The organism is uncultured Brevundimonas sp. (genome assembly GCF_963974615.1).
In the GTDB taxonomy this organism is placed as follows: Bacteria; Pseudomonadota; Alphaproteobacteria; order Caulobacterales; family Caulobacteraceae; genus Brevundimonas.
This window is the reverse complement of sequence record NZ_CAXBDH010000006.1, coordinates 147,984-170,338: the sequence shown is the minus strand read 5'-3', so window position 1 is coordinate 170,338 and position 22,355 is coordinate 147,984. Positions and strand designations below refer to the sequence as shown.

Sequence of the window (22,355 nt, the reverse complement as noted above, 5' to 3'; positions counted from 1 at the left end):
GCGAAATCTGAGCCGAGTTGGACTGCGTCCAACTCAACCGATTTCGCTCTAGGTGCGGAACGAGGCGCGGACGTGACCGTCGCGCGCCTCGAAGACTGTTTCCGCGGAGAACCGGGACCTAGCGGCGCAGGTTCAGCTTGCCGATCAGGGCGGTGTAACGCTCGCGATCGACCTTGGTCAGGTGGTCAAGAAGGCGACGACGCTGCGAGACCATCTTGAGCAGGCCGCGGCGCGAGTGGTTGTCCTTCTTGTGGGTCTTGAAATGCTCGGTCAGGTTGGCGATGCGCTCGGTGAGGATCGCGACCTGGACTTCGGCGGAGCCGGTGTCGCCCGAGGAGCGGGCATTGTCGGCGATAACTTCGCCCTTGCGTTCAGCAGTAATCGACATCGGGTGGCTCCATTTTTGGGCCTGTCGCGCGCCGCGCTACTTGAGGCGGGCGGGCAGGCTAGAGGTTGAATACGCGGTCGGGTTCGAGTCGACCGGCCCGCATCTCGCAGAGCGCCACGAGCGTCTGGCCCTGAAAGGCGGAAACAGTTCTTGAGCCCTCCCGAAGGCGGCTCTTGAGCGTTTCGACCTGTCTGGGGAGCAGTACGATCGGTCGTCCCTGCCGAAGCGAGAAGGCATCTTGATCCGTAACGGCCAGCTCCGGGATGTCGTCCAGGGCGGTCGCCACGGGAAGAAGACCTTCCAAGGCGGCGTCCCTATGCACCAGATCGGCGAGAATATCCAGTGTCACGGCGTTATCGGTCGAGAACGGCCCGACCCGCTCGCGGCGCAGGGCCGAAACGTGCCCTTCGGCCCCCAGCATCAGGGCCAGATCGCGGGCGAGGGAGCGGACATAGACGCCCTTGCCGGTGCGGATGGTGATCTCGACATGGTCGGCGTCGGGACTGGCTGAGACGGCCGCCTCATGGATGGTGACGCGACGGCTGGCCAGTTCGAACTCGGCCCCGTCGCGGGCCAGATCATAGGCGCGCTGGCCGTCGACCTTGATGGCCGAGAAGCGCGGCGGGGTCTGGTCGATCTCGCCGACGAAAACGGGCAGGGCGGCGCGCACGGCCTCGACCGATGGCCGTACGTCCGAACGGCCGATGATCTCGCCCTCGCGGTCGACGCTGGCGGTCGAGACGCCCCAGTTGATGGTGAAGCGATAGACCTTCTGCGCCTCCATCATCTGCGACACGGTCTTGGTTGCCTCGCCGAGGGCGATGGGCAGGATGCCGCTGGCCAGGGGATCAAGGGTGCCGGCGTGACCGGCCTTCTGGGCGTTGAACAGACGTCGGACACGGGTGACGGCCTCGGTCGAGCCCATTTCGAACGGCTTGTCGAGACAGACCCAGCCGTTGACGATGTCGCCCTTCCTCTGGCGACCCATCAGGAGTCTGCCTTTGGCCCTATCGCGCTGCGCGCTACTTGAGGGCCGTCTTCCTTTGACCCTGCCGCGCTTCGCTCTACTTGTTGGCTGTTGTCCGTCTCGTCGTCTTCGGCAGGGACGCGGAAGACGTCGGCCTGGACGCGGGGGTTGTCGAGGATGCGGTTCAGCCGTTCGGCGGCGGCGAAACTCTCGTCATGACGAAAGCGCAGGTCGGGGGTGAAGCGCATGTCGATGTGACGACCCAGTGCGCCGCGCAGGAATTTGGCATGAACGTTCAGGGCCTTGACGATCTCGTCGACATGGCCGGCGGTGGAGGCGGTGTCGATGCCGGCCCCAAGCGGTTCGACGAAGCAGGTGGCGTGTTTCAGGTCGGGCGACAGCCGCACCTCGGTGACGGTGACCGAGACGCCGGTCAGGGCCGGGTCGCGGATCTCGTTCTCGCGCATCACCTCGACGAGGGCGTGGCGGATCATTTCCGAGGCGCGCAGCTGGCGCTGGCTGACGGTGCCGGCCTTGGCGGCGGGCTTGGAGCCCTTGGGTTTACGGTTGCTCATGGTCGTGTCCTCCACGCTCGCCGGGGATCGGACCCGGCCGGAAAAGCGAAGGGGCGGGGTCTAGGCCGGTGGGGCCCGGCTGTCCAGTTCCATGGCGGCGGGGTGGTCCGCTCGACCGTGCGCATGACCTCGCCGGAGGTCACCGACCGCAGCGGCCGCACCGGCAGACCGGCCGGGACCTAGCGTGGGCCGGCGGGTGGGGCGGCCTCATCGACGGTCGACTGCGGCGGCGGCGCGGCCCATTCGCCGCGCCAGACATAGGACAGTTGGACGCAGTGGCGCAGGGTTCCGTCCGGCCAGCGGCCGACGGCCTGGACAATCAGGGGGCGGACGAGACGTACCCGGCCGGTGACCAGCCAGGCCTCGTCCGCGCCGGGGCACAGGGCTCGGGCCAGACCGCGACCGTCGCCCTCGGTGGCAATACTGTAGACATTGGTCTCGGTGGCGTTGTCGGGCAGGGCCTGACGAACGGCGTCCGGGCCGCCGCGATGGATCCCGGCCGAGCCGCGGCGGCTGGTCGAGATGACGCGACGAACGCTGATGGCACCGAACAGACCGCGCTCGACCTCCAGCGTCACGCCCCGGGTCAGGGCCTGGGTAATGCGGTCGGCGGCGTCATAGGCGAGATAGCGGGTCTCGGCGGCGGCGGGGCCGGCGAGCGTCAGGATCAGCAGGGACAACGTCAGCGAACGGAGCATGAGACGATCATCCCGGTCGGATGCGGCGGAAGTCGGGCACCCCCTCCCCGCCGAGGCGGAGAGGGGGGCCGGATTACAGCGTGCGCTGGATCTCTTCGACGGTGAAACACTCGATGAAGTCGCCGACCTTGATGTCGTGGAAGCCCTGGAAATGCATACCGCACTCCTGGCCCGACGGCACCTCGTTGACCTCGTCCTTGAAGCGTTTGAGCGTGGCCAGGGTACCCAGTTCCAGCACCACGATGTCGTCGCGGATGATACGGACCTTGGCACCCTTGCGGACGACGCCCTCGGCCACCCGGCAACCGGCGATCTTGCCGGTCTTGGAGATGTCGAACACCTGCAGCACGGCGGCGTTGCCGAGGAAGGTTTCGCGCTGGAGCGGGGGCAGCATGCCCGAGAGCACGCCTTTGATGTCGTCCAGCAGGTCGTAGATGATCGAATAGTAGCGGATCTCGACGCCTTCACGTTCGGCCAGGTCGCGCGCCTGTTTTGAGGCACGGACGTTGAAGCCGAGGATGGGCGCGCTGGCCGATTTGGCCAGCTGGACGTCGCTCTCGGTGATGCCGCCGGCTCCGGACATGATGGTACGGGCGCGAACCTCGTCGTTGCCCATCTTGTCGAGCGAACCGACGATGGCTTCGGCCGAGCCCTGGACGTCGGCCTTGATCAGGACCGGCAGTTCCGAGACTTTCTTGGACTGGAGCTTGGACATCATGTCGACCAGGGAGACCTGGTTGATGCCGCCGGTGGCCTTCTCGCGGCGCAGACGGTCGCGATAGTCGGTCAGTTCGCGGGCGCGGGCCTCGGATTCGACCACGGCGAAGGGCTCACCGGGGCCGGGGGCCTCGTCAAGGCCGAGGATCTCGACCGGGATGGCGGGACCGGCCGCGTCCAGCTGTTCGCCACGCTCGTTGAGCAGGGCGCGGACCTTGCCCCAGGCGGAGCCGGCCACGACGATGTCGCCGCGTTTCAGCGTACCGCGCTTGACCAGCACGGTGCCGACCGGGCCACGACCCTTGTCGAGCTTGGATTCGATGACCACGCCTTCTGCCGAACGGTCGGGATTGGCGCGCAGGTCCATCATTTCGGCCTGGACCAGGATCGCCTCGATCAGACCGTCGAGATTGGTGCGATTCTTGGCCGAGACCTCGATGATCTGGGTCTCGCCCCCGAGGCTTTCGGAGATGACTTCGTGCTGCAGCAGCTCGTTGATGACCTTCTGCGAATTGGCGTCCGGCTTGTCGATCTTGTTGACGGCCACGATCATCGGAGCCCCGGCCGCCTTGGCGTGCTGGATGGCCTCGATGGTCTGGGGCATGACGCCGTCGTCGGCGGCGACCACCAGGACCACGATATCAGTGACATTGGCCCCGCGCGCCCGCATGGCGCTGAAGGCTGCGTGACCCGGGGTGTCGAGGAAGGTGACGCGGGCGTCATTGGGCAGGCGAACCTGGTAGGCCCCGATGTGCTGGGTGATGCCACCGGCCTCACCCGAAGCGACGTCGGTGGTGCGCAGGGCGTCCAGCAGCGAGGTCTTGCCGTGGTCGACGTGGCCCATGATGGCCACGACCGGCGCGCGTGGCGTGGTGGCCCCGCTGTCGTCGTCGGCGGCAAGGAAGCCGGTCTCGACATCGCTTTCGGAAACGCGACGCACCGTCATGCCGAATTCGTCGGCCACCAGTTCGGCGGTGTCGGTGTCGATGACGTCGGTGATTTTCACCATCAATCCCTGACGCATCAGGAATTTGACGATATCGACGCCGCGCACGGCCATCCGGTTGGCCAGATCGCCAACGGTGATGATGTCAGGAATGACGACTTCACGCGGGCGGTTCGGCGCATCGGTGGAGCCACCCTTGCGCTTTTCCTTCTCGCGTTCCCGCGCGCGGCGGACCGAAGCCAGCGAACGCATGCGCTCGGCCGTGTCACCGTCACCGGCCAGGGCCTGGATGGTCAGGCGGCCTTCGCGGCGCTTGGGTTCGCCACGGGTGCGGGAAACGGCCTTGCCGGCGTCGGAGAAACGCTTGTCGCGGTCATCCTCGGGCCGGATCGGGCGACCGAAGCCGCCGCCAGGGGCGCGGCTGGGCCGGGCGACCTCGGGTGTCGACGGCGGCTGGTTGGCCCCGCGCGGACCGGCGGCACCGGTGCGGGCTCCTCCCGGACGGGCGGCACCGGGAGCCGGGCGTGGCGTCAGGGCGGAATAGCGGACAGGTTCGGCCGGGCGACCGGTCGCACCTTGCGGACGGTCGGAATAGGCGCGTTCACCGCCGCCCATGGCCTCTTCGCGAGCGGAACGCCCGCCGAAGGCCGGGCGATCGGCGGCGGCAGCCGGAGCCCGGGTCGGGGCCTTGGGCACACGCTTGCCGAAATTGACCACCGGACGCGCGGGCGGCGCGGGCCGCGCCGGGGCAACCGGAGCAGCGGGCGTTTCGACGACCGGGGCTTCGGCGACCGGAGCAGGCGGAGCCTCGACCTTGGCCTCGACCTTGGCTTCGGCCTTGGTCGGGGCCGGAGCTTTTGGAGCCCGGGCCGGGGCCTTGGCGGCCGGCGCGAGCTTGGAGGCTTCGGCACGGGCGGCTTCAGCCGTGGCGCGGGCAGCATCAGCCTCGGCCCTGGCGGTAGCGGCGGCCTTTTCGGTGGCGGAGGCCTGTTCGCGGGCGGCGGCGTCGCGTCGTGCCTGTTCGGCGGCAGCTGCGGCGGCCCGTTCGGCCTGGGCCTTGGTAGCCAGTTCGATGGCGCGGCGGCGGGCCTCCTGCTCCTCGTTCGACAGGCTGCCGCCGGCGGGCTGGGAAGCCGTCGGGCGCGGAGCCTGGGGCGCGGGAGCCTCGGTGCGCGGACGGGCGACGTCAAAGCCTTGCGGTCGCTGATGACCAGGCGTGGCCCCGGGGCGACGCTTGGTCTCGACCACGACGGTCTTGGTCCGGCCGTGGCTGAAACTCTGCCGCACAGTGCCGGTCGATACCGAGCCCGTCGGGCGCGGTTTCAGACTCAGCGGGGCGCGCGGCCCCGTCGTCGACGGCGTTGCCGCCGGCGGAGCTCCAGTTCCCTGGCCTTCGTTGGTCTTGTCGTTCTCGTCGCTCATCCGGTCGCTTTACTCGGGGCGGAGAAGTCCGCCGTCGTCTCGTTCAAACACAAAAAGCCGCGCGTAGCCCCTCCCCCCGTTCAGGAGGCGGAACCCCGCCCGTCAAAACCCATTCCAGGGGTTTCATTCGACCCACTTTCGACATTGTTTTCAGGAGCTTCCTGAAACCAATCCCGAGGGTGGAGCGCTCGAAATCCCGCCAGCCGTTCAACCTCAATGGTCCAGCGATCGGCACGCCCACCCGCAAGCAGGACGGTATGTATCGCATTTTCCAGCCCGAGGGCCAAACTCAAATCGTCGGCGCTGAAAGCCCCGCAGACTTTGGGGGGCGGTTGCTGGTGCCGGGCCAGGCCCAGAAGCTTGCCCCGCCCGTCCTGGGAACTGTCGCTGGCCTCGATCAGCCAGGCCGCCTTGCCGCTGCGGATCGCCGCTGCGGATTTCTCGAAGCCGGACACAAGTGCCCCTTCACGCCGGGCCAGACCCAGCTGGTCGAGAACGCGCCGGACCAGCAGGGTCTCGACCGTGTCAGCGAGGTCCGCCGCAGGCTTGAGTGGGGCCTTGGCGGCGCGCGAAAACAGGTTCTTCTTCACTGCGGCCGCAATCGAGGCGCGGTCGGCGGCGACCCACAGGCCGCGCCCGGGGAGCTTGCGTCCCAGGTCGGGGGCGACCGAGCCGTCCGGGGCGGCGACGAAACGGATCAGACGAGATTCCTCCATGACCTGGTGCGTGACCAGGTCGCGGCGTTCCCTATCGATCGTTGCGTCGCGCAATCCCATGAACGGCCCGGCTTTCCATCACGCGTCGCTGAGGGTTTCGGAGTCCCCGGCGGGGACCTCCGTTTCGGCGTCGTCTTCGGTGGCGGCCGCCTCTTCACCCGATGGGGTGTCGAACACGGCTTCCGCATCGACATAGTCGTCGTCGACCGCGGCCTCTTCCTCATATTCGGGCTCGGGCTGGGGCAGTTCCGAGGCGTCGATCCAGCCGGCGGCCACACGGGCCTGGAGGATCAGCATCTCGGCGTCCGCCTGGGCCAGGCTGAAGCTTTCCAGCACGCCCGGGACCTTGACCCGTTCGCCGTCCTTGATCTCGAAGCCGCCGCGAATTTCGTCAGTGGCCAGGTCAGCCAGATCCTCGATTGTTTTGACGCCACCCTCGCCGAGGGCGACGGCGATCGGCAAGGTCACGCCCGGAATCTGCAGCACACCGTCCTCGACGCCCAGCTCGACGCGTTTGGCGTCCAGCACAGCGGCCTGTTTGGCGAGGAAGTCGTTGGCGCGGGCCTGGAGTTCCTCGGCCGTGTCCTCGTCGAAGCCCTCGATCTCGGAAATCTCATAGGGTTCGACAAAGGCCAGATCCTCGACCGTGGCATAGCCTTCGGTGACCAGCAGCTGGGCGATGACCTCGTCGACGTCCAGGGCTTCCTGGAACAGCAGGGTGCGTTCGCTGAACTCGCGCTGGCGACGCTCGGAGTCCTGGCTCTCGGTGATGATGTCGATCTGCCAGCCGGTCAGCTGGGAGGCGAGGCGGACGTTCTGGCCACGACGACCGATGGCCAGCGACAGCTGCTCGTCGGGCACGACCACCTCGACGCGGTCAGCCTCTTCGTCGAGCACGACCTTGGAGACCTCGGCCGGAGCCAGGGCGTTGACGATGAAGGTCGGCTCGTCCGGGTTCCACTGGATAATGTCGATTTTCTCGCCCTGCAGCTCGGCGACCACGGCCTGGACGCGCGAACCACGCATACCGACGCAGGCCCCGACGGGATCGATCGAGGAGTCATTGGACAGGACGGCCATCTTGGCGCGCGAGCCGGCGTCGCGGGCAGCGGCGCGAATCTCGATGACGCCGTCGTAGACCTCGGGCACTTCCTGGGCGAACAGCTTGGCCATGAAGCCTGGATGGGCCCGCGACAGCATGACCTGCGGGCCCTTGGCCTCGGCACGGACGTCATAGATGTAGGTGCGGATGCGGTCGCCGATGTTGAACACTTCGCGCGGGATCGAGTCGTTGCGGCGCATGATGCCCTCGCCCCGGCCCAGATCGACGATGGTGTTGCCGTATTCGACGCGCTTGACCGTGCCGTTGACGATCTCGCCGACGCGATCCTTGAACTCTTCGTACTGGTTGGCGCGTTCGGCCTCACGGACCTTACCGGTCACGACCTGGCGGGCCATCTGGGTCTGGACCCGGCCGAATTCGAACGGCGGCAGAACCTCGACATATTCCTTGCCGACCTCGGCCTCAGGGTCGCGCTTGGAGGCGTCGGTCAGGCGCACCATGGCGCTGTCGTTGAACTCTTCCAGCTCGTCTTCCGGCTGCCAGTCGTCCTCGACGATGGTGACGTGACGGGTCAGCAGCATCTCGCCGGTCTTGACGTCGATCTTGGCGCGGATGTCGTGGTGGGCCCCGTAGCGCGACTTGGCCCCCTTCTGGATGGCCTCCTCGATCGCCTCGACGACGATCTCCTTGTCGATGTTTTTCTCACGCGCGACGGCTTCGGCGATCTGCAGAAGTTCGAGGCGATTGGCGGAAATACCGGTGACGGCCATCAGGCTTTGTCCCTTTTGGTCTTGGTTGTCTTGGGAGAGGGGGTCTTGAGAAAGGTCTTCTTCGGCTGGGCCACGCCGCGCTGCGGCTGGTCCGGATCGTCGGCCGGGCCACCGCCGGGCTCGTCGGATTCGCCACGGGCGGCGCGCAGGGCGGCCCCACGGTTGAGCAGGGCGTCGGACAGGACCAGCTTGGCGTCATGCAGCCATTCGAACGGCAGCAGGGCTGTGTCGTCCTCGCCGTCGAGGTCGATGGCCACGGTCTCACCTTCGGTTCCGGCCAGCACGCCCTTGAAGCGTTTGCGGCCCTCGACCATCCGGTCGGTCTCGATCCGGGCCTCGAAGCCCGCGAACAGGTCGAAATCCTTGAGACGGGTCAGGGGGCGGTCGACGCCGGGCGAGGAGACTTCCAGCAAATATTCGCCGGCGATCGGGTCCGCGGCGTCGAGCACTTCGGACACGGCGCGACTGAGACGGGCGCATTCCTCGACGGCGATGTCATTGTCGACGGCGCGCTCGGCCATGATCTGCAGCCGCCGGCGCAGGGTGCCGCCCATCAGACGCACACGCACGATCTCCAGCCCGAGGCTTTCAGCGATCGGGTCGAGCATCTCGAGCAGTCTGCGGTCTTCGGGGGTCTTGGCGCGCAAGGGGGGCGTAACTCAATAAAAAAGCGGCTGGCCGTCCGCGGGCCGCCGCTGTGAACGACGCCGTTGGACGCCGGTCTAACGATGTGGGACGCCGTATAGCCCCCGCGAACGGCTTTGTCAGCCCCCCGTGAGTCCGGGCGCGACGGGGGGACTTCAGACCCGGGCGAAGGCCCGTACCGGAAAGGTGCCGAATCCGGTCACCCGGGGCGGGGTGGCGGTGAATCTGAAGGGGCCGTCCGGCAGGGCCGACAGGTTGCACATATGTTCGACGATGGTCAGGCCGGCCCCGAGCAGGGCGGTGTGGACCGGCCGGCTGCGGGTGCGGGTGTCGTCGATATTGTGGGAATCGATCCCGACCAGCCGGGCCCCGCCGGCGATCAGGCGTTCGGCCGCGGCGGCGGTCAGAAACGGGTGATCCTCATAATAGGTTTCGGTACGCCAGTGCCGGTCCCAGCCGCAGTGCACCAGCACCGCGCAACCGGTCACGTCGAGGCCCTCGAAGACTTCGACGTCGATGGCCATGCGATCCGGACAGTGGACCACGATTCCCGGCAGGTCGGCGATACGGTCGAGACCGACATCGGCCAGGTCCTCGCCGTCGGCGAACCGATGAAACGGGGTGTCCAGATAGGTGCCGGTATTGCCGACCATGTCGATCCGGCCGATCTGGAATTCGGTGCCGGGCTCATAGGCGGCGCGAGAGGCGTCACGGGACAGGTAATCACAGACATGGGGGGCCGGCAGGCCCTTGTAGGTCACCATGCCGGCCTCGATCACATGACTCAGGTCGATCAGGGTCATTGTTTGCGGAACTCCAGGAAGATCGGTGCGGTGTCGCCCAGCTTCTTTTCCTCATAGCGGGTCACGACGTGATCGGCGGGCGGGGTCATGGCCCGCTGAGGCCAGTCGCCCTCGCCCGGATCCATATCGACCAGGCCGGGGGTTCGCTGCAGCCGTTCCAGGGCCCAGTCGGCATAGTCCAGCCAGTCGGTGACGAACCGCACCCGACCACCGGGCTTCAGCACCCGGGCGATGACGGCGGCGGTCTCGTCATTGAGCAGCCGGCGCTTGTTGTGACGGACCTTGTGCCAGGGGTCGGGGAACAGGATCATGACCCGGTCCAGCGACCCGTCGGGCAGGGCGTCGAGCACGTCGCGGGCGTCGTCGGCGTGCAGCCGTACATTGGTTAGGTCGCGGTCGTCGATATGGCGCAGGGCCGAGGCCACGCCGTTCAGAAAGGGCTCGCAGCCGATCATCAGGGTGTCCGGGTGGCGGGCAGCCTGTTCGGCCAGATGTTCGCCGCCGCCGAAGCCGATCTCGAGCCAGACCTCGGTGGCCCCGGGCATCAGGGCGGCGGGATCGACCGGGCCGGTTTTGGGGTCGGGCAGGGCGATGGTCGGTAACAGAGTGTCGAACAGCGCCGCCTGCTTCGGCTTGATGGCACGTGACTTGATGCGGCCGAACGAGCGCAGCGGCCGGTCGATGAATTGATTGTCGGGATCGGAGGACATGGGGCGCTTATAGAAAGGTCCGGCCGGCGACGGCACCCTTTAATCCATCGGTTCGACGCCCCAGATCAGGTCTGTCGGCGGAGGGGTGAAATGGGTGAACTTATTGGCTGGGCTGCAGGGGCGGGACTGATCGCCCTGGTCATCTGGGCGACGGTGTCCGTGGCCGGGTCGCGGCCGAAGGGCAAGGGAGGCCTGGGTTTGATGGCCGCCGCATTGTTCGGTTTTGGTGCGGCGCTGGATCCGCCACAACGCCATGTGGCCGAGGCCAAGGAGCCGCCGAAAGGCTCACCGGAGACCGGCGAGCCCGAAATCGACGACTAGACCAGCGCCTTGAGCCGGTCGACCAGATCGGTCTTTTCCCAGCTGAAGCCACCGTCGGCGTCCGGCGTGCGGCCGAAATGACCGTAGGCGGCGGTGCGGGCATAGACGGGCCGGTTCAGGCCCAGATGTTCGCGGATGGCGCGCGGGGTGGCCCCGCCGATCATCTCCGGCAGGGCCGTCTCCAGCACCGATTCCGAGACCGTGCCGGTACCGTGCAGGTCGACGTGGACCGACAGGGGTTTGGACACGCCGATGGCATAGCTGATCTGGATGGTGCAGCGGTCGGCCAGGCCGGCGGCGACGACGTTCTTGGCCAGGTAGCGGCAGGCATAGGCGGCCGAGCGGTCGACCTTGGTCGGATCCTTGCCCGAGAAGGCCCCGCCACCGTGGGGGGCGGCTCCGCCGTAGGTGTCGACGATGATCTTGCGACCGGTGACGCCGGCGTCGCCGTCAGGCCCGCCGATCTCGAAGATGCCGGTCGGGTTGATGTGCCATTCGGTGTCAGCGTCGGTGAAGCCTTCCGGCAGCACCGCGAGGATATGGGGTTTGACGATGGCGGCGACCTCGGCCGCGCTCAGGCCCTTGGCGTGCTGGGTCGACAACACGATCGAGGTGGCGCGCACGGGCACGCCGTTCTCGTAGCGGATGGTGACCTGGCTCTTGGCGTCCGGTTCGAGGCCGGAACCGCCGGCGTGGCGCACCTCGGCAAGGCGTTTGAGGATGTTGTGGCTGTACTGCAGCGTCGCCGGCATCAGCTCGGGCGTCTCGTTTGAGGCGTAGCCGAACATGATGCCCTGGTCGCCGGCCCCCTCGTCCTTGTTGCCGGCGGCGTCGACGCCGACGGCGATGTCGGCCGACTGGCCGTGCAGGCGGTTGATGAACTCGAAGGTCTCCCAGTGGAAACCGTCCTGCTCATAGCCGATGTCGCGGACGGCGGCCCGGACGGCGGCCTCGATCTCCTGTTCCACGCCCGGAGCCCACTGGCCGTCCCGACCCATGATGCCGTTGCCGCGGATCTCGCCGGCCAGGACCACCAGATTGGTCGTGGTCAGGGTCTCGCAGGCCACGCGCGCCTCGGGGTCCTTGGTCAGGAACAGGTCAACGACGGTGTCGGAGATCCGGTCCGCGACCTTGTCGGGATGACCCTCGGAAACGCTTTCCGAGGTGAACAGGAAGGTAGAACGGGACAAGCGAAGGCTCCTGACTTGGGGAACGCACAGGTATCCCGCAAAACATATAAAGATATGTTTATATGATCAAGAGAGGCGTCGACCATCAGGGTTTTTTGCGCGTCCCGGCCTGCGGGAGCGCCAAACGGCGGAGGGACTGCGCCGCCTGCGCCGGTTGACGCCGAGGCGCTGACAGGCCGCGTGGACCTGTTTTTTCACCGCCGTCCCGGACAGTCCGAGAGCGAAGACGATTTCCTGGTTAGAAAAATGGTGCCGCTTAGGTGACTCGAACACCTGACCCCCGCATTACGAATGCGATGCTCTACCAGCTGAGCTAAAGCGGCTTCGGCGTCCGGACGGCAGGGTCCGGCGCGAGGAGCGCTGTTTATACGGGCCGGACGGGGTTGCCAAGCGCCGCGATGAGCGCGGCCCCGGTCGGGACGGTCGCGATACGGATTTCGGCGAAATCCAGCGCCGACAGGGGAGCCGCAGCGGCCGGTGAGATGGCCACCAGCACACAGGAGCGGGCCGTCTCCGGCGACAGACATCCGGCCAGGGCCCGGGCCGCGCGCGGGGACTGGGTCAGGACGATGTCGAAGGCGGCGGGCGGGGCCGTGCCGGTTTCCGTCGCCTGATAGACAGGCAGGGTCCGGACCGCGACGCGACCGGCCAGGGCGGCGGCCAGGTCCGCGGCCGGTTCGCGCGCGCCGGGGGCCAGGACCGGTCCGTCGTCGGGAGACCGGGATGCAGCGATCAGATTGACCAGATCGGCAACGGCCCCGTTGGCCGAACGGACGTCGGCAAACCCGGCCGCGCGGGCGATATCGGCGGTGGCGTCACCGACGGTGAAGGCCGGCCAGTCGCGCCGGGACGTCAGGGCGGCGAAGGCGGTGACGGCGTTGCCACTGGTGAAGGCCAGGGCGGTGATTCCGCTCAGATCGGGATCGATGGCGAGGGGCTCGATCCGCAGCAGAGGGGCGACAATCGGCTGGAAGCCCAGGATGGTCAGGTTGGTGGCGGTGCGGTCCGCCCCCGGTTGGGCGCGGGTGATCCAGACCCGGTTACCGGATGCGCGCGGACCGGTCATGGTCAGAGCGCGATCTGCTGGTCACCGGCGGCGTCGTGGATCTGGGCCCCGACCGAAAGGCCGAGGGCGCGGGCCCAGTTCGCCGCATCGGCGGCATGGATGTCGTCGATCTCGCCCGTCCGCCGCCAACGGCCCGTGCCGTCAGGGCTGAGCATTTCGGCCGCCAGTTTCAGTCGGTCGCCGTCGACGGTGGCATGGGCCCCGATGGCGGAGCGGCACGAGCCTTCCAGCGCCGTCATGGCTCCCCGTTCGGCGGCCACGGCCAGGGCCGTCAGCGGATGGTTCAGGGCCGCGACCCAGGCGGCCCCCATCTCGCCGGCGCGGGTCTGCAGGGCCAGCGCCCCCTGACCCGGTGCGGGCAGGAACTGGTCGGGCGACAGCCGTTCGCGAATAACCTCGGCGCGGCCGAGGCGGTTGAGGCCGGCTGTGGCCAGCAGGATGGCGTCGAAATCGCCGTCGGTCAGACGTTTCAGCCGGGTATCGACATTGCCGCGCAGCATCTCGATGCGCAGGTCCGGCCGCAGGGCCAGGGCCTGGGCCTGACGCCGCAGGCTGGCAGTGCCGAGCCGGGCCCCCTGTGGCAGGTCGGCGAAACAGGCGAAACGCTCACTGATGAAGGCGTCGCGGGCATCCTCGCGCTCGGGCACGGCGGCGATGGCCAGACCGGGCGGCTGTTCGGCCGGCACGTCTTTCATCGAATGGACGGCGATGTCGACGCGGCCGTCGAGCAGGGCCTCCTCGATCTCCTTGGTGAACAGGGCCTTGCCGCCGACCTCGAGCAGACGCCGGTCCTGGATCCGGTCGCCGGTGGTGACGATCTCGACCAGGGGCACGGCGGCGTCGATCTCGCTTTCGGGCACGCCCATGGCGGTGGCGACGGCGCGCTGCATCATGCCCGACTGGGTCAGGGCCAGTCTGGAGCGGCGTGTGCCGATGCGGATCGGAAAGGTCATGAGGCGTTGCGTGCCGGGGAAGGGGTCGTTAGCTGGACCCGATGAACATGGTCGCGGACTATAGCAGCGAGGCAGGACGGGCAACCGGACCGGCGCATCCGCTCACCGTGCTGGGACTCGAGACCAGCTGCGATGAGACCGCCGCTGCCGTGGTGCGGCTGTCGACCGACGGTGGGGCCACGGTGCTGTCCTCGGTGGTGTACAGCCAGATCGACGAGCATGCGGCCTTCGGTGGCGTGGTGCCGGAAATCGCCGCCCGCAGCCATGTCGAGATGATCGACGGGGTGGTCCGGCGTGCCATGGATGAGGCGGGCCTCGACTTTGCCGCGCTGGACGGGGTGGCGGCCACAGCCGGGCCCGGCCTGGTCGGCGGAGTCATGGTCGGGCTGAGCTACGGCAAGGCTGTGGCCCTGGCCCGCGGCCTGCCGCTGGTGGCGGTCAATCATCTGGAAGGCCATGCGGTGTCGGCCCGGCTGGGGCAGAAGGTCGCCTATCCGTTCCTGCTGCTACTGGTGTCCGGCGGTCACTGCCAGTTGCTGGAGGTGCGCGGCATCGGCGACATGAGCCGGCTGGGTTCGACCATCGACGACGCCGCGGGCGAGGCGTTCGACAAGATCGCCAAGGCCCTGGGGCAGGGCTATCCGGGTGGACCGGCGCTGGAACGGCTGGCCGAGGGGGGCGACGACACACGGTTCGCCCTGCCGCGGGCCCTGCTGGGCCGCAAGGACTGTGACTTTTCCTTTTCCGGCCTGAAGACGGCGGCTTCGCGTCTGGCCCAGGCCTGCGAGACCGAGCAGGATCGGGCCGATCTGGCCGCCGGGGTCCAGAAGGCCATTGCCCGCCAGCTGTCCGAACGCGCGCACCGGGCCATGCAGGACTGGCGTGAGGTCCGGGGGACGGTTGCGGCCCGGCCGCTGCTGGTCGTCGCCGGCGGGGTGGCGGCCAACCGGACCGTGCGGGCGGTGCTGGAAGCGACGGCGGCGAAGAACGGCTTTGATTTTCTGGCTCCGCCCATGGCCTATTGCACCGATAATGCGGCGATGATCGCCCTGGCCGGGGCGGAACGTCTGCAGCTGGGGCTGGTTTCGGATATCGATGTGGCGGCGCGTCCGCGCTGGCCACTGGATGAAGACAAGGCGCTCAGCGACCCGATGCACAAGCCGGGCCGCAAGGGTGCCAAGGCCTAGGGAAGACACGGATGGAATTTCGTACCGTAGGGGTGATCGGCGCGGGTGCCTGGGGCACGGCCCTGGCCCAGGTGACGGGCTGGGCCGGTCTGGACACCCTGTTGCACGCGCGTGAGTCCGAGGTCGTCGACAGTATCCGCGATCACCGGATCAATGAGGCCTTCCTGCCGGGGATTACCCTCGACGACCATGTGAAGGTCACCGGAGATCTGGCTGATCTGGGCGGTTGTGATGTGATCCTGGCGGTGCCGCCGGCGCAATATATGCGCGCCACCCTGGCCGCCTTCGCGCCGTTTCACCGGTCCGGGGTGCCGGTCGTGCTGTGTGCCAAGGGCATCGAGCGCGGCTCGCTGAAACTGATGACCGAGGTGCTGGCCGAGACCCTGCCGCAGGCTCCGGCAGCGGTGTTGTCGGGCCCCAGCTTCGCCGGCGAGGTGGCCCGCGGCCTGCCGTGCGCCGTGACCCTGGCCTGTGCCGATGAGGCTCTGGGTCAGAAACTGATGCAGGCCCTGTCGGCCCCGACCTTCCGACCCTATCTGGCCGACGACCTGATCGGGGCCGAGGTCGGCGGGGCGATCAAGAATGTGCTGGCCATCGCCTGCGGCATCAGTGAAGGCCGCGGTCTGGGTCGCAGTGCTCATGCAGCCTTGATCACCCGCGGCTTCGCCGAGATGACACGCCTGGGCGTGGCCATGGGTGGCCGGCCGGAGACGGTGGCGGGCCTGTGCGGTCTGGGCGATCTGGTGTTGACCTGTTCCAGCCCGCAGTCGCGCAACATGAGCCTGGGTCTGGCGCTGGGTCAGGGCCAGACGGTGGAGCAGGCGCTGGCCGGCAAGCGGTCTGTGGCCGAAGGCTATGAGAGTGCCCCGGCGGTGCGCGAACTGGCGGCGCGGATGCAGGTGGAGATGCCGATCTCGGAAGCGGTGGCGGCCCTGTTGAACGGCGAGACTACGGTGGAGGCGATGATCGGCAATCTGCTGTCGCGGCCACTGAAGGTCGAGCGTCACTGATGGGTGAACCCGTTCCCGCCGAGCGCAAGCGGGTGTGGATCACACCGCCCGGCGTGGCCCTGTGTGCCGAGTCCGATATCGCCGACCCTGGATCGCGCGGCTTCGTGCTGCAGATCGGCGAGGCCTTCTTCCATGGTTTCGTTGTGCGCAAACAGGGACAGGTGGCCGGTTATGTCGACCGCTGTCCGCACCAGGGCTTTCCACTGGCGCTCGAACTGGACCGCTATCTGACGCCGAGCAGCGATCTGATCCTGTGTGGCTGGCACGGGGCCGTGTTCACACCCCTGACCGGGGCCTGTGTCGGCGGCCCTTGTGCGGGCGCGAAATTGACGCCGTGGCCGGTGGTCGCCGACGGCGGCGTCATACGCACGGCCTAAAGATCAGGGCTTTTTATCGGTGTGTTTCTCGCCGAAGGCGTCCTTGACCTCGTCCTCGGAGATCCGCTTGGACGGATCGCCCTTCTGGCCGAGATTTTGTTCTTCGGTACCATCGCCCATCATGCCGGGATGTTTGTCGGCGGGCTTGTCGATGTTGGGATGACCCATGATTGTGATCCTTGAGAGGTTGCCCCTCTCAAACGAGTGCGCCACTGTGTCGGTTCCCTAGCACTTCAGTCGTTTGGCGTTGGCCACGGCGGTCTCGTGGATCGGCCGCAGGGCTTCAGCCTGGGCCTTGAGTAGCTCGGTGTTGAGGGTCAGCATCTGACCGGCGGCACGACCCCACCAGTCGAGTGCATAATTGTACTGCAAGGTGGCCAGGGTGGCCGGGTCGGTGGCGGTGACCATGGCCGTGGCGGCGCGGCTGGCCAGATGCGCCTCATTGGCCGCCGACCGGGTCAGGCGGTCGGACAGGTCGCCGAAATTGCGGGTCATGGACGAGGCCGAGGCTGACAGAGCCTCGACCTTTTCCGAACTCATCAGCGAAATTTCCTTCAGGTCGGTCTTGCCTGGATCGGCCAGACCGGCGGCCATGATCTCCAGTCGGGCCGCGATGACCTCGCCGGCGGCGTGCAGCATCTCGCCCCCGACGATGGCCGTGTCGGCGGCGGACTGGTTGTTGCGGGCCATACGTCGGCCGTTGCGGGCCGCCTTGTCGATCTGTGTCATGTTCGAGCCTTGGGCCGCATTCGTGTTCCGGGCAAGGGCTGACTAGACCCCGGGTCGCACTTCGGCCGAAAAGGCGGCGACATCCTCGAGCAGGGCCTTGACCGAGGCGTCGATGATCTTTTGACCCTTTTCCGGACTGGCCTGGGCCGGGTCCGAGCCGATGCGACCGTCGGGGAAGCGGGCACGATAGTCGAGGGCGTCGCGGATCGGACCGACCGGGGCGATCTTCGGTGAATAGTCGGCGGTCTTGATATGGTCGGGATAGGCCGCCTGGGTGACCGCGATCTCGGACGGGGTGGCGTGCATGCCATGCCCGACCGGGAAGATCGAGCTGCACAGGCTGTGGATGCCGGGCAGGTCCCACCAGTTGCTCATTTTCAGCACGAACGGCGGCTGTTCCTCGACGAAGCTCCATTCCGCATGGATCTCGGCGAAGGTGGCGTCGATGGTGGCGCAGTTGCCGCCGTGACCGTTGAGGAAATAGATCCGTTCGAAGCCATGGCGGCTCAGCGACGAAATCCAGTCGGTGATGGCGGCCATGAAGGTCGAGGGCCGCAGGCTGATGGTGCCGGCGAAGGCCAGGTGATGCTGGGCCATGCCGATGTTGAAGGTCGGGGCGACGATCAGGCTGTCGTCGGCCCGGTGCGCGGCGTGGGCGATGATTTCAGGGCACATCCAGTCGGTACCGAGCAGGCCTGTGGGGCCGTGCTGCTCATTGGAGCCGATCGGGACGACAACGGTTCGGGCTTCTTTCAGACGAGCGTCGATTTCGGGCCAGGACGACAGATGGATCAGCATGGGACGCGGTACTCCGGTACGGGCAGGATTCAGGCCTCCTACCGCCTTCGTGCGTTCAGGCCAAACCCCGAGGCCGGATAACGAGGTTCAGTCCGGGGCGAAGGCGCGGACGAAACGGCGGGCGGTCTCCCGGGCCCGCTGCGGAATATGGTCGATCCCGGGCTGGTCGACGCCGAGCAGGGTGCGCAGATGGCTGTGGCCGAGCGCCATGCCCGAGAACATTTCCGCAGCATGGTCGGGGTCGGGTACGCACAGCAGGCCGCGGTTATGCTGGTCGGCCAGCCAGGCCGACAGGCGACGCAGACTCTCGCCGGGGCCGCCGTCATAGATGGCCCGGGCGATGTCGGGCGCTTCGGGCGAGATCAGGGCGACAGCCCGGAGCGAGGCCCCGTTGTTGATGTCGCAGACCTTGGTCAGCAGGGCGGCGGCGAAGGCCGTCAGAACGGTTTGCGGGTCGCCTTCGGTGCGAAGCGGGGCGGTGACGGCATCCGAGCGCCGTCCGGCCAGGGCCCGGCCGACGTCCAGCTTGGACGCGTAGCGATTGTAGAGGGTCTGTTTCGATACCCCGGCACGCCGGGCGATCTCGTCCATGGTCGCGGCCGCGCCCTTTTCGCCGAACAGTTCGGCGGCGGCGTCGAGAATGGCCTCGCTCTTCTTCAGGTCGATCTGGCCGGCGGCGCGGGACATCAGTGGGCCTCCAGTGGGGGGGCGCCGGGCGTCGTCTTCACCGGCCGGGCGAACAGGGTAACCACGGCGGCAACGGCGCAGGCGATGGCCAGCATGGCGAAGGCGTCGCCGAAGGCCAGGGTGGTCGCCTGTCGCTGCAGCATGCCCCAGACGGCCTTCAGGGCGGCCCCGTCCGGATCGATCGAGCCGGAGAAACGCTCGCTCATGCCGGCCAGCATGCCCTGCATCTGCAAATTCGACTGATCGATGCGGTCGGTCAGCTCGCCCATATGGACGGCGGTGTTGGTGATCAGGGAGGTGTTGAGAAAGGCCAGGCCGAAGGCTCCGCCGACGTTGCGACTCAGGTTCACCAGCCCTGAGGCGTTCTTGACCATGTGCGGCGGCAGGGTCGACATCGTCACCTGCTGGGCGGCGATCATCGCCAGCATGACCCCGGCCCCGCGCATGGCCTGGATGCCGGCGAACTGCCAGAAACCCCACTCCTCGGTCACGATGCGGGCGTCCCACATACCCCAGGCGCACAGGATGAAGCCGAAGAACATCAGGATGCGCAGGTCCAGCTTGCGCACAAGCCGCCCGGCGAAGGGCGCGGTGGCGAACATGGCCAGGCCGGAGACCACCATCGTGGTACCCACCTCGGACGGGGAATAGTCGAGCACCCGCGCCAGGAACAGTGGCAGCAGGAAGGTACCGCCGAACAGGGCCGCGCCGACGATGAAGGTCATGATGACGCCGACGGTGAAGTTGCGGTTGGCGAAGGCGCGCAGCTCGACGATCGGATTGTAATAGGTCAGCGAACGCCAGATGAAGGCAGGGCCGGTGATGGCCGCGACCACGGCGAGACCGAGGATGGCGGTGTCGGCGAACCAGTCGTTCTTCGACCCTTCCTCTAGCACGAACTGCATGCTCATCAGGAAGACGGCCATCAGCCCCAGGCCGAACCAGTCGAATCCCTTGGCCAGCGACCGGTCGCCCTTGTCGAAGTCGGCGTAGCGACCGACCAGGAACAAGACCAGCATGCCGGGGACGACATTGATGAAGAACAGCCAGCGCCAGCTGAGCCATTCGGTCAGGTGGCCACCCAGCGTCGGACCGACGGTCGGGGCAAGGGTGACGATCAGGCCCATGACCACACTGGCAGTGACCCGTTTGTCGGGCGGGAAGGCGGTGAAGGCGACGGCGAAGACGGTCGGGATCATGGCCCCGCCGACAAAGCCTTGCAGGGCCCGGAAGAAGATCATCATGTCGATCGAGTTCGACAGGCCGGTGGCCACGCTCATCAGCAGGAATCCGGCACAGGAGGCCAGGAAGACCTTCTGGGTGCCCCACAGCCGCGACAGATAGCCCGACAGGGGGATCATCACGACCTCGGGGATCAGGTAGGCGGTCTGGATCCAGCTGATTTCGTCGGCGCTGGCCCCGATGCCGGCCTGGATCTGCGGCAGGGAGGCGGCGACGATCTGGATGTCGAGAATGGCCATGAACTGGCCGATCACCATCCCGGCGAAGCCGAGAAGCAGGAAGGTCCAGTTGATTTCAGGCGTTGCGGCCGGCGGCGCGGTTGCCTGGGCGGGGGCCGTGCCGGAGCCGTCGGTGACGGCCGCGCTCATTCCCGGGCGACCGATATGGTCGTCGCGTCAGCCAGGCGGGTGTCGCCGGTGCCGGCCTCGGCGAAGCTGGCCCCGCCCGCGCTCTTCAGATCAACCCTGACCTCGACCGACAGGCCGGGGCGCAGCACGGTTGCGCCGGCGGCGCTGTCGACGACGATCCGGACCGGGACACGCTGGGTGATCTTGGTGAAGTTGCCGGTGGCGTTCTCGACCGGGATCAGGGCGAATTCCGAGCCGGTGGCCGGGGCGAAACTGTCGATCCGGCCGTGGATGGGCTGATTGGGGAAGGCGTCGGCGGTGATCTCGACGCTCTGGCCCAGACGCAGGCGACCCAGTTGGGTTTCCTTGAAATTGGCCACTACATAGGCGTTGCCCAGCGGCACGATCGACAGCAATTGGGCCCCGGGGCGGACGTATTGGCCGGGCCGAACACCGCGCGCGCCGACCACGCCGGCGACCGGGGCGCGGACGATGGTGCGGTCCAGAGCGGTACGGGCCCGGTCGACGGCGGCGCGGGCCTGTTCGACGGCGGCGAGGCTCTGGTCACGGGTCGAACCGAGCACGGCGGCGGCGCGCTGTTCGGCGACGAGAGCAGCCTGGGCCTGGGCCACGCCGGCCCGGGCGGTCTCGGCCCCGGCCTGTTCCGTCTGGATGCGTTGCTGTGAGACCCAGCCTTGTTCGGCCAATTTGCCGTAACGGTCGACCTGGGCACTGGCCAGTCCGGCCTGGGCCCGGGCCTGGGCCACCCCGGCGGCACGTGAGGCGATCAGGGCCTGCTCCTGCGCGGCGCGGGCGTCGACATTGCCGACGGCGGCGATCAGGGCCTGAAGACTGGCTTCGGCTTCGGACAGCCGTGCCCGGGCATCGGCGTCGTCCAGTCGAACGAGCACCTGACCGGCCTCGACGCGCTGGTTGTCGGCCACCAGCACCTCGACCACATAGCCGTCGATCTGGGGGCTGACGAGGGTGGTGTCGGCCTGGACAAAGGCATTGTCGGTGGTTTCCCAGCGCTGCTTGCCCAGCCACCAGACCGTGCCGCCAAGGATCAGGGCGAGGCCGACGACGACGCTGATGATCAGCGGCAGGCGCTTTTTGAGTACGGGCGAAACAGTCATGACGGACTCGATGGAATATCAGGATCGGGGAGGATCGACGTTAAAATGGACTATGTCGTCCAAAAATCAATAACGCTGTAGTCCGGTCGGCAAACACATCCTGTTTCAGACTCTGCGCGGCGGGTGACTTGACCGCGGCGGCCGGGGCGGCGAAGGCCTTGACCATGGCCGAGGCAAAACCCCGTTCCCGCAAACCCGGACCCTCCGCACCACTGACGGGGGCCGTGGTCTTTCCGCCGGATCCCGACCGGGTTGAAATGATCTTCGCGCGGCTGGCAGCGATCATGCCCGAGCCGAAGACCGAGCTGCGTTTTCACGACGCCTATACGCTGACGGTGGCTGTGGCCCTGTCGGCCCAGGCCACCGACGTCGCGGTCAACAAGGCCACCGACAGGCTGTTCGCCGTGGCCGACACGCCGGCGAAGATGCTGGCCCTGGGTGAGGCGGGACTGACCCCCTTCATCGCCTCCATCGGCCTGTACCGGAACAAGGCGAAAAACGTCATCGCCCTGAGCCGGATCGTTCTGGAGCAGCATGGCGGCGTGGTGCCGCTGAACCGGGCCGACCTGCAGGCCCTGCCGGGTGTGGGGCGCAAGACCGCCAGCGTGGTGCTGAACGAACTGGGCATCGAACCGGCTATCGCCGTCGACACCCATGTGTTCCGCGTCTCGCACCGGCTGGGGCTGGCCAATGCCGCGACGCCCGACAAGGTCGAGGCCCAGCTGCACCGGATCGTGCCCGAGGCCTGGCTGGCCAAGGCCCATCACTGGCTGATCCTGCACGGCCGCTACACCTGCACGGCGCGAAAACCCAACTGTGCAGGGTGTCCGATTGCTGATCTGTGTCCGTCACGGTCGGGCCTATCGGCGGCGGGATGACCGGGGTCGTGAAT

Annotated in this window: 23 protein-coding genes, 1 tRNA gene and 1 pseudogene; 5 read left to right on the top strand and 20 right to left on the bottom strand. The window is 67.6% G+C overall.

Going from position 1 to position 22,355, the window contains the following annotated elements; genetic code table 11:
• Positions 1 to 118 precede the first annotated feature (118 nt).
• The 10 genes and pseudogenes from rpsO to trmB all read right to left on the bottom strand — a co-directional run bounded on the left by rpsO (position 119) and on the right by trmB (position 10,420).
• Positions 119 to 388 (bottom strand): 30S ribosomal protein S15, encoded by a 270-nt coding sequence (rpsO, locus tag AAC050_RS05935; RefSeq protein WP_339914137.1) that lies wholly within the window; start codon positions 386 to 388, stop codon positions 119 to 121.
• Positions 389 to 446: 58 nt separating this feature from the next.
• A complete protein-coding gene (gene truB, locus AAC050_RS05930) occupies positions 447 to 1,376 on the bottom strand; it encodes a tRNA pseudouridine(55) synthase TruB (RefSeq protein WP_339914136.1) in 930 nt (309 codons plus the stop codon).
• Positions 1,377 to 1,474: 98 nt separating this feature from the next.
• Positions 1,475 to 1,930, bottom strand: a pseudogene (gene rbfA, locus AAC050_RS05925) (30S ribosome-binding factor RbfA); the annotation flags it as partial.
• 179 nt (positions 1,931 to 2,109) lie between these two features.
• Entirely contained in the window at positions 2,110 to 2,628 is a 519-nt protein-coding gene (locus AAC050_RS05920; protein ID WP_339914135.1) for a hypothetical protein, read from the bottom strand.
• A gap of 73 nt (positions 2,629 to 2,701) precedes the next feature.
• Positions 2,702 to 5,713 (bottom strand): translation initiation factor IF-2, encoded by a 3,012-nt coding sequence (infB, locus tag AAC050_RS05915; RefSeq protein WP_339914134.1) that lies wholly within the window; start codon positions 5,711 to 5,713, stop codon positions 2,702 to 2,704.
• A gap of 80 nt (positions 5,714 to 5,793) precedes the next feature.
• A complete protein-coding gene (locus AAC050_RS05910) occupies positions 5,794 to 6,489 on the bottom strand; it encodes an RNA-binding protein (protein WP_339914133.1) in 696 nt (231 codons plus the stop codon).
• A gap of 18 nt (positions 6,490 to 6,507) precedes the next feature.
• The gene (gene nusA, locus AAC050_RS05905; protein ID WP_339914132.1) at positions 6,508 to 8,262 is read right to left on the bottom strand and encodes a transcription termination factor NusA; all 1,755 of its coding nucleotides are present in this window, start codon (positions 8,260 to 8,262) and stop codon (positions 6,508 to 6,510) included.
• Complete coding sequence (gene rimP, locus AAC050_RS05900) at positions 8,262 to 8,909, bottom strand: ribosome maturation factor RimP (RefSeq protein WP_339914131.1); 648 nt, start codon at positions 8,907 to 8,909, stop codon at positions 8,262 to 8,264. Before rimP ends, nusA begins: the two co-directional genes overlap by 1 nt.
• A gap of 153 nt (positions 8,910 to 9,062) precedes the next feature.
• Positions 9,063 to 9,710 (bottom strand): cyclase family protein, encoded by a 648-nt coding sequence (locus tag AAC050_RS05895; RefSeq protein ID WP_339914130.1) that lies wholly within the window; start codon positions 9,708 to 9,710, stop codon positions 9,063 to 9,065.
• Complete coding sequence (gene trmB, locus AAC050_RS05890; protein ID WP_339914129.1) at positions 9,707 to 10,420, bottom strand: tRNA (guanosine(46)-N7)-methyltransferase TrmB; 714 nt, start codon at positions 10,418 to 10,420, stop codon at positions 9,707 to 9,709. The genes AAC050_RS05895 and trmB overlap by 4 nt, the downstream gene beginning before the upstream one ends.
• Before the next feature lie 90 nt (positions 10,421 to 10,510).
• Here trmB and AAC050_RS05885 point away from each other — a divergent pair, with 90 nt between their 5' ends.
• Positions 10,511 to 10,741, top strand: coding sequence for a hypothetical protein (locus AAC050_RS05885; RefSeq protein WP_339914128.1), 231 nt, complete (start codon positions 10,511 to 10,513; stop codon positions 10,739 to 10,741).
• On the opposite strand, the gene metK is transcribed toward AAC050_RS05885, so the two are convergent.
• From metK to hemC, 4 genes are all read right to left on the bottom strand, one after another.
• On the bottom strand, positions 10,738 to 11,931 hold the full coding sequence (gene metK / locus AAC050_RS05880) for a methionine adenosyltransferase (protein WP_339914127.1): 1,194 nt from the start codon (positions 11,929 to 11,931) through the stop codon (positions 10,738 to 10,740). The two genes, AAC050_RS05885 and metK, sit on opposite strands and share 4 nt — an antisense overlap.
• 247 nt (positions 11,932 to 12,178) lie before the next feature.
• Positions 12,179 to 12,254 (bottom strand) — tRNA-Thr (locus AAC050_RS05875).
• Between the two features lie 41 nt (positions 12,255 to 12,295).
• Positions 12,296 to 12,997 (bottom strand): uroporphyrinogen-III synthase, encoded by a 702-nt coding sequence (locus tag AAC050_RS05870; RefSeq protein WP_339914126.1) that lies wholly within the window; start codon positions 12,995 to 12,997, stop codon positions 12,296 to 12,298.
• A gap of 2 nt (positions 12,998 to 12,999) precedes the next feature.
• The gene (gene hemC / locus AAC050_RS05865) at positions 13,000 to 13,950 is read right to left on the bottom strand and encodes a hydroxymethylbilane synthase (protein ID WP_339914125.1); all 951 of its coding nucleotides are present in this window, start codon (positions 13,948 to 13,950) and stop codon (positions 13,000 to 13,002) included.
• A 47-nt stretch (positions 13,951 to 13,997) separates the two neighbouring features.
• Here hemC and tsaD point away from each other — a divergent pair, with 47 nt between their 5' ends.
• Genes tsaD through AAC050_RS05850 form a run of 3 tightly spaced genes read left to right on the top strand, consistent with a single transcriptional unit; the run spans position 13,998 to position 16,524 of the window.
• Complete coding sequence (tsaD, locus tag AAC050_RS05860) at positions 13,998 to 15,137, top strand: tRNA (adenosine(37)-N6)-threonylcarbamoyltransferase complex transferase subunit TsaD (protein ID WP_339914124.1); 1,140 nt, start codon at positions 13,998 to 14,000, stop codon at positions 15,135 to 15,137.
• Positions 15,138 to 15,148: 11 nt separating this feature from the next.
• Entirely contained in the window at positions 15,149 to 16,147 is a 999-nt protein-coding gene (locus AAC050_RS05855; protein WP_339914123.1) for an NAD(P)H-dependent glycerol-3-phosphate dehydrogenase, read from the top strand.
• Complete coding sequence (locus AAC050_RS05850) at positions 16,147 to 16,524, top strand: Rieske (2Fe-2S) protein (protein ID WP_339914122.1); 378 nt, start codon at positions 16,147 to 16,149, stop codon at positions 16,522 to 16,524. The genes AAC050_RS05855 and AAC050_RS05850 overlap by 1 nt, the downstream gene beginning before the upstream one ends.
• 3 nt (positions 16,525 to 16,527) lie before the next feature.
• Here AAC050_RS05850 and AAC050_RS05845 read toward each other — a convergent pair whose 3' ends face one another.
• The 6 genes from AAC050_RS05845 to AAC050_RS05820 all read right to left on the bottom strand — a co-directional run bounded on the left by AAC050_RS05845 (position 16,528) and on the right by AAC050_RS05820 (position 21,463).
• Positions 16,528 to 16,692, bottom strand: coding sequence for a hypothetical protein (locus tag AAC050_RS05845; protein WP_339914121.1), 165 nt, complete (start codon positions 16,690 to 16,692; stop codon positions 16,528 to 16,530).
• 57 nt (positions 16,693 to 16,749) lie between these two features.
• The gene (locus AAC050_RS05840) at positions 16,750 to 17,253 is read right to left on the bottom strand and encodes a phasin family protein (protein WP_339914120.1); all 504 of its coding nucleotides are present in this window, start codon (positions 17,251 to 17,253) and stop codon (positions 16,750 to 16,752) included.
• Positions 17,254 to 17,295: 42 nt separating this feature from the next.
• Entirely contained in the window at positions 17,296 to 18,051 is a 756-nt protein-coding gene (locus tag AAC050_RS05835) for a creatininase family protein (protein WP_339914119.1), read from the bottom strand.
• Positions 18,052 to 18,138: 87 nt separating this feature from the next.
• Positions 18,139 to 18,738: a TetR/AcrR family transcriptional regulator gene (locus AAC050_RS05830; RefSeq protein ID WP_339914118.1), complete on the bottom strand. Its 600-nt coding sequence runs from the start codon at positions 18,736 to 18,738 to the stop codon at positions 18,139 to 18,141.
• Positions 18,738 to 20,348: a DHA2 family efflux MFS transporter permease subunit gene (locus AAC050_RS05825; protein WP_339914117.1), complete on the bottom strand. Its 1,611-nt coding sequence runs from the start codon at positions 20,346 to 20,348 to the stop codon at positions 18,738 to 18,740. The genes AAC050_RS05830 and AAC050_RS05825 overlap by 1 nt, the downstream gene beginning before the upstream one ends.
• Positions 20,345 to 21,463 (bottom strand): HlyD family secretion protein, encoded by a 1,119-nt coding sequence (locus AAC050_RS05820; protein ID WP_339914116.1) that lies wholly within the window; start codon positions 21,461 to 21,463, stop codon positions 20,345 to 20,347. Before AAC050_RS05820 ends, AAC050_RS05825 begins: the two co-directional genes overlap by 4 nt.
• A 164-nt stretch (positions 21,464 to 21,627) precedes the next feature.
• Here AAC050_RS05820 and nth point away from each other — a divergent pair, with 164 nt between their 5' ends.
• The gene (gene nth, locus AAC050_RS05815; RefSeq protein WP_339914144.1) at positions 21,628 to 22,341 is read left to right on the top strand and encodes an endonuclease III; all 714 of its coding nucleotides are present in this window, start codon (positions 21,628 to 21,630) and stop codon (positions 22,339 to 22,341) included.
• Positions 22,342 to 22,355: the final 14 nt, after the last annotated feature.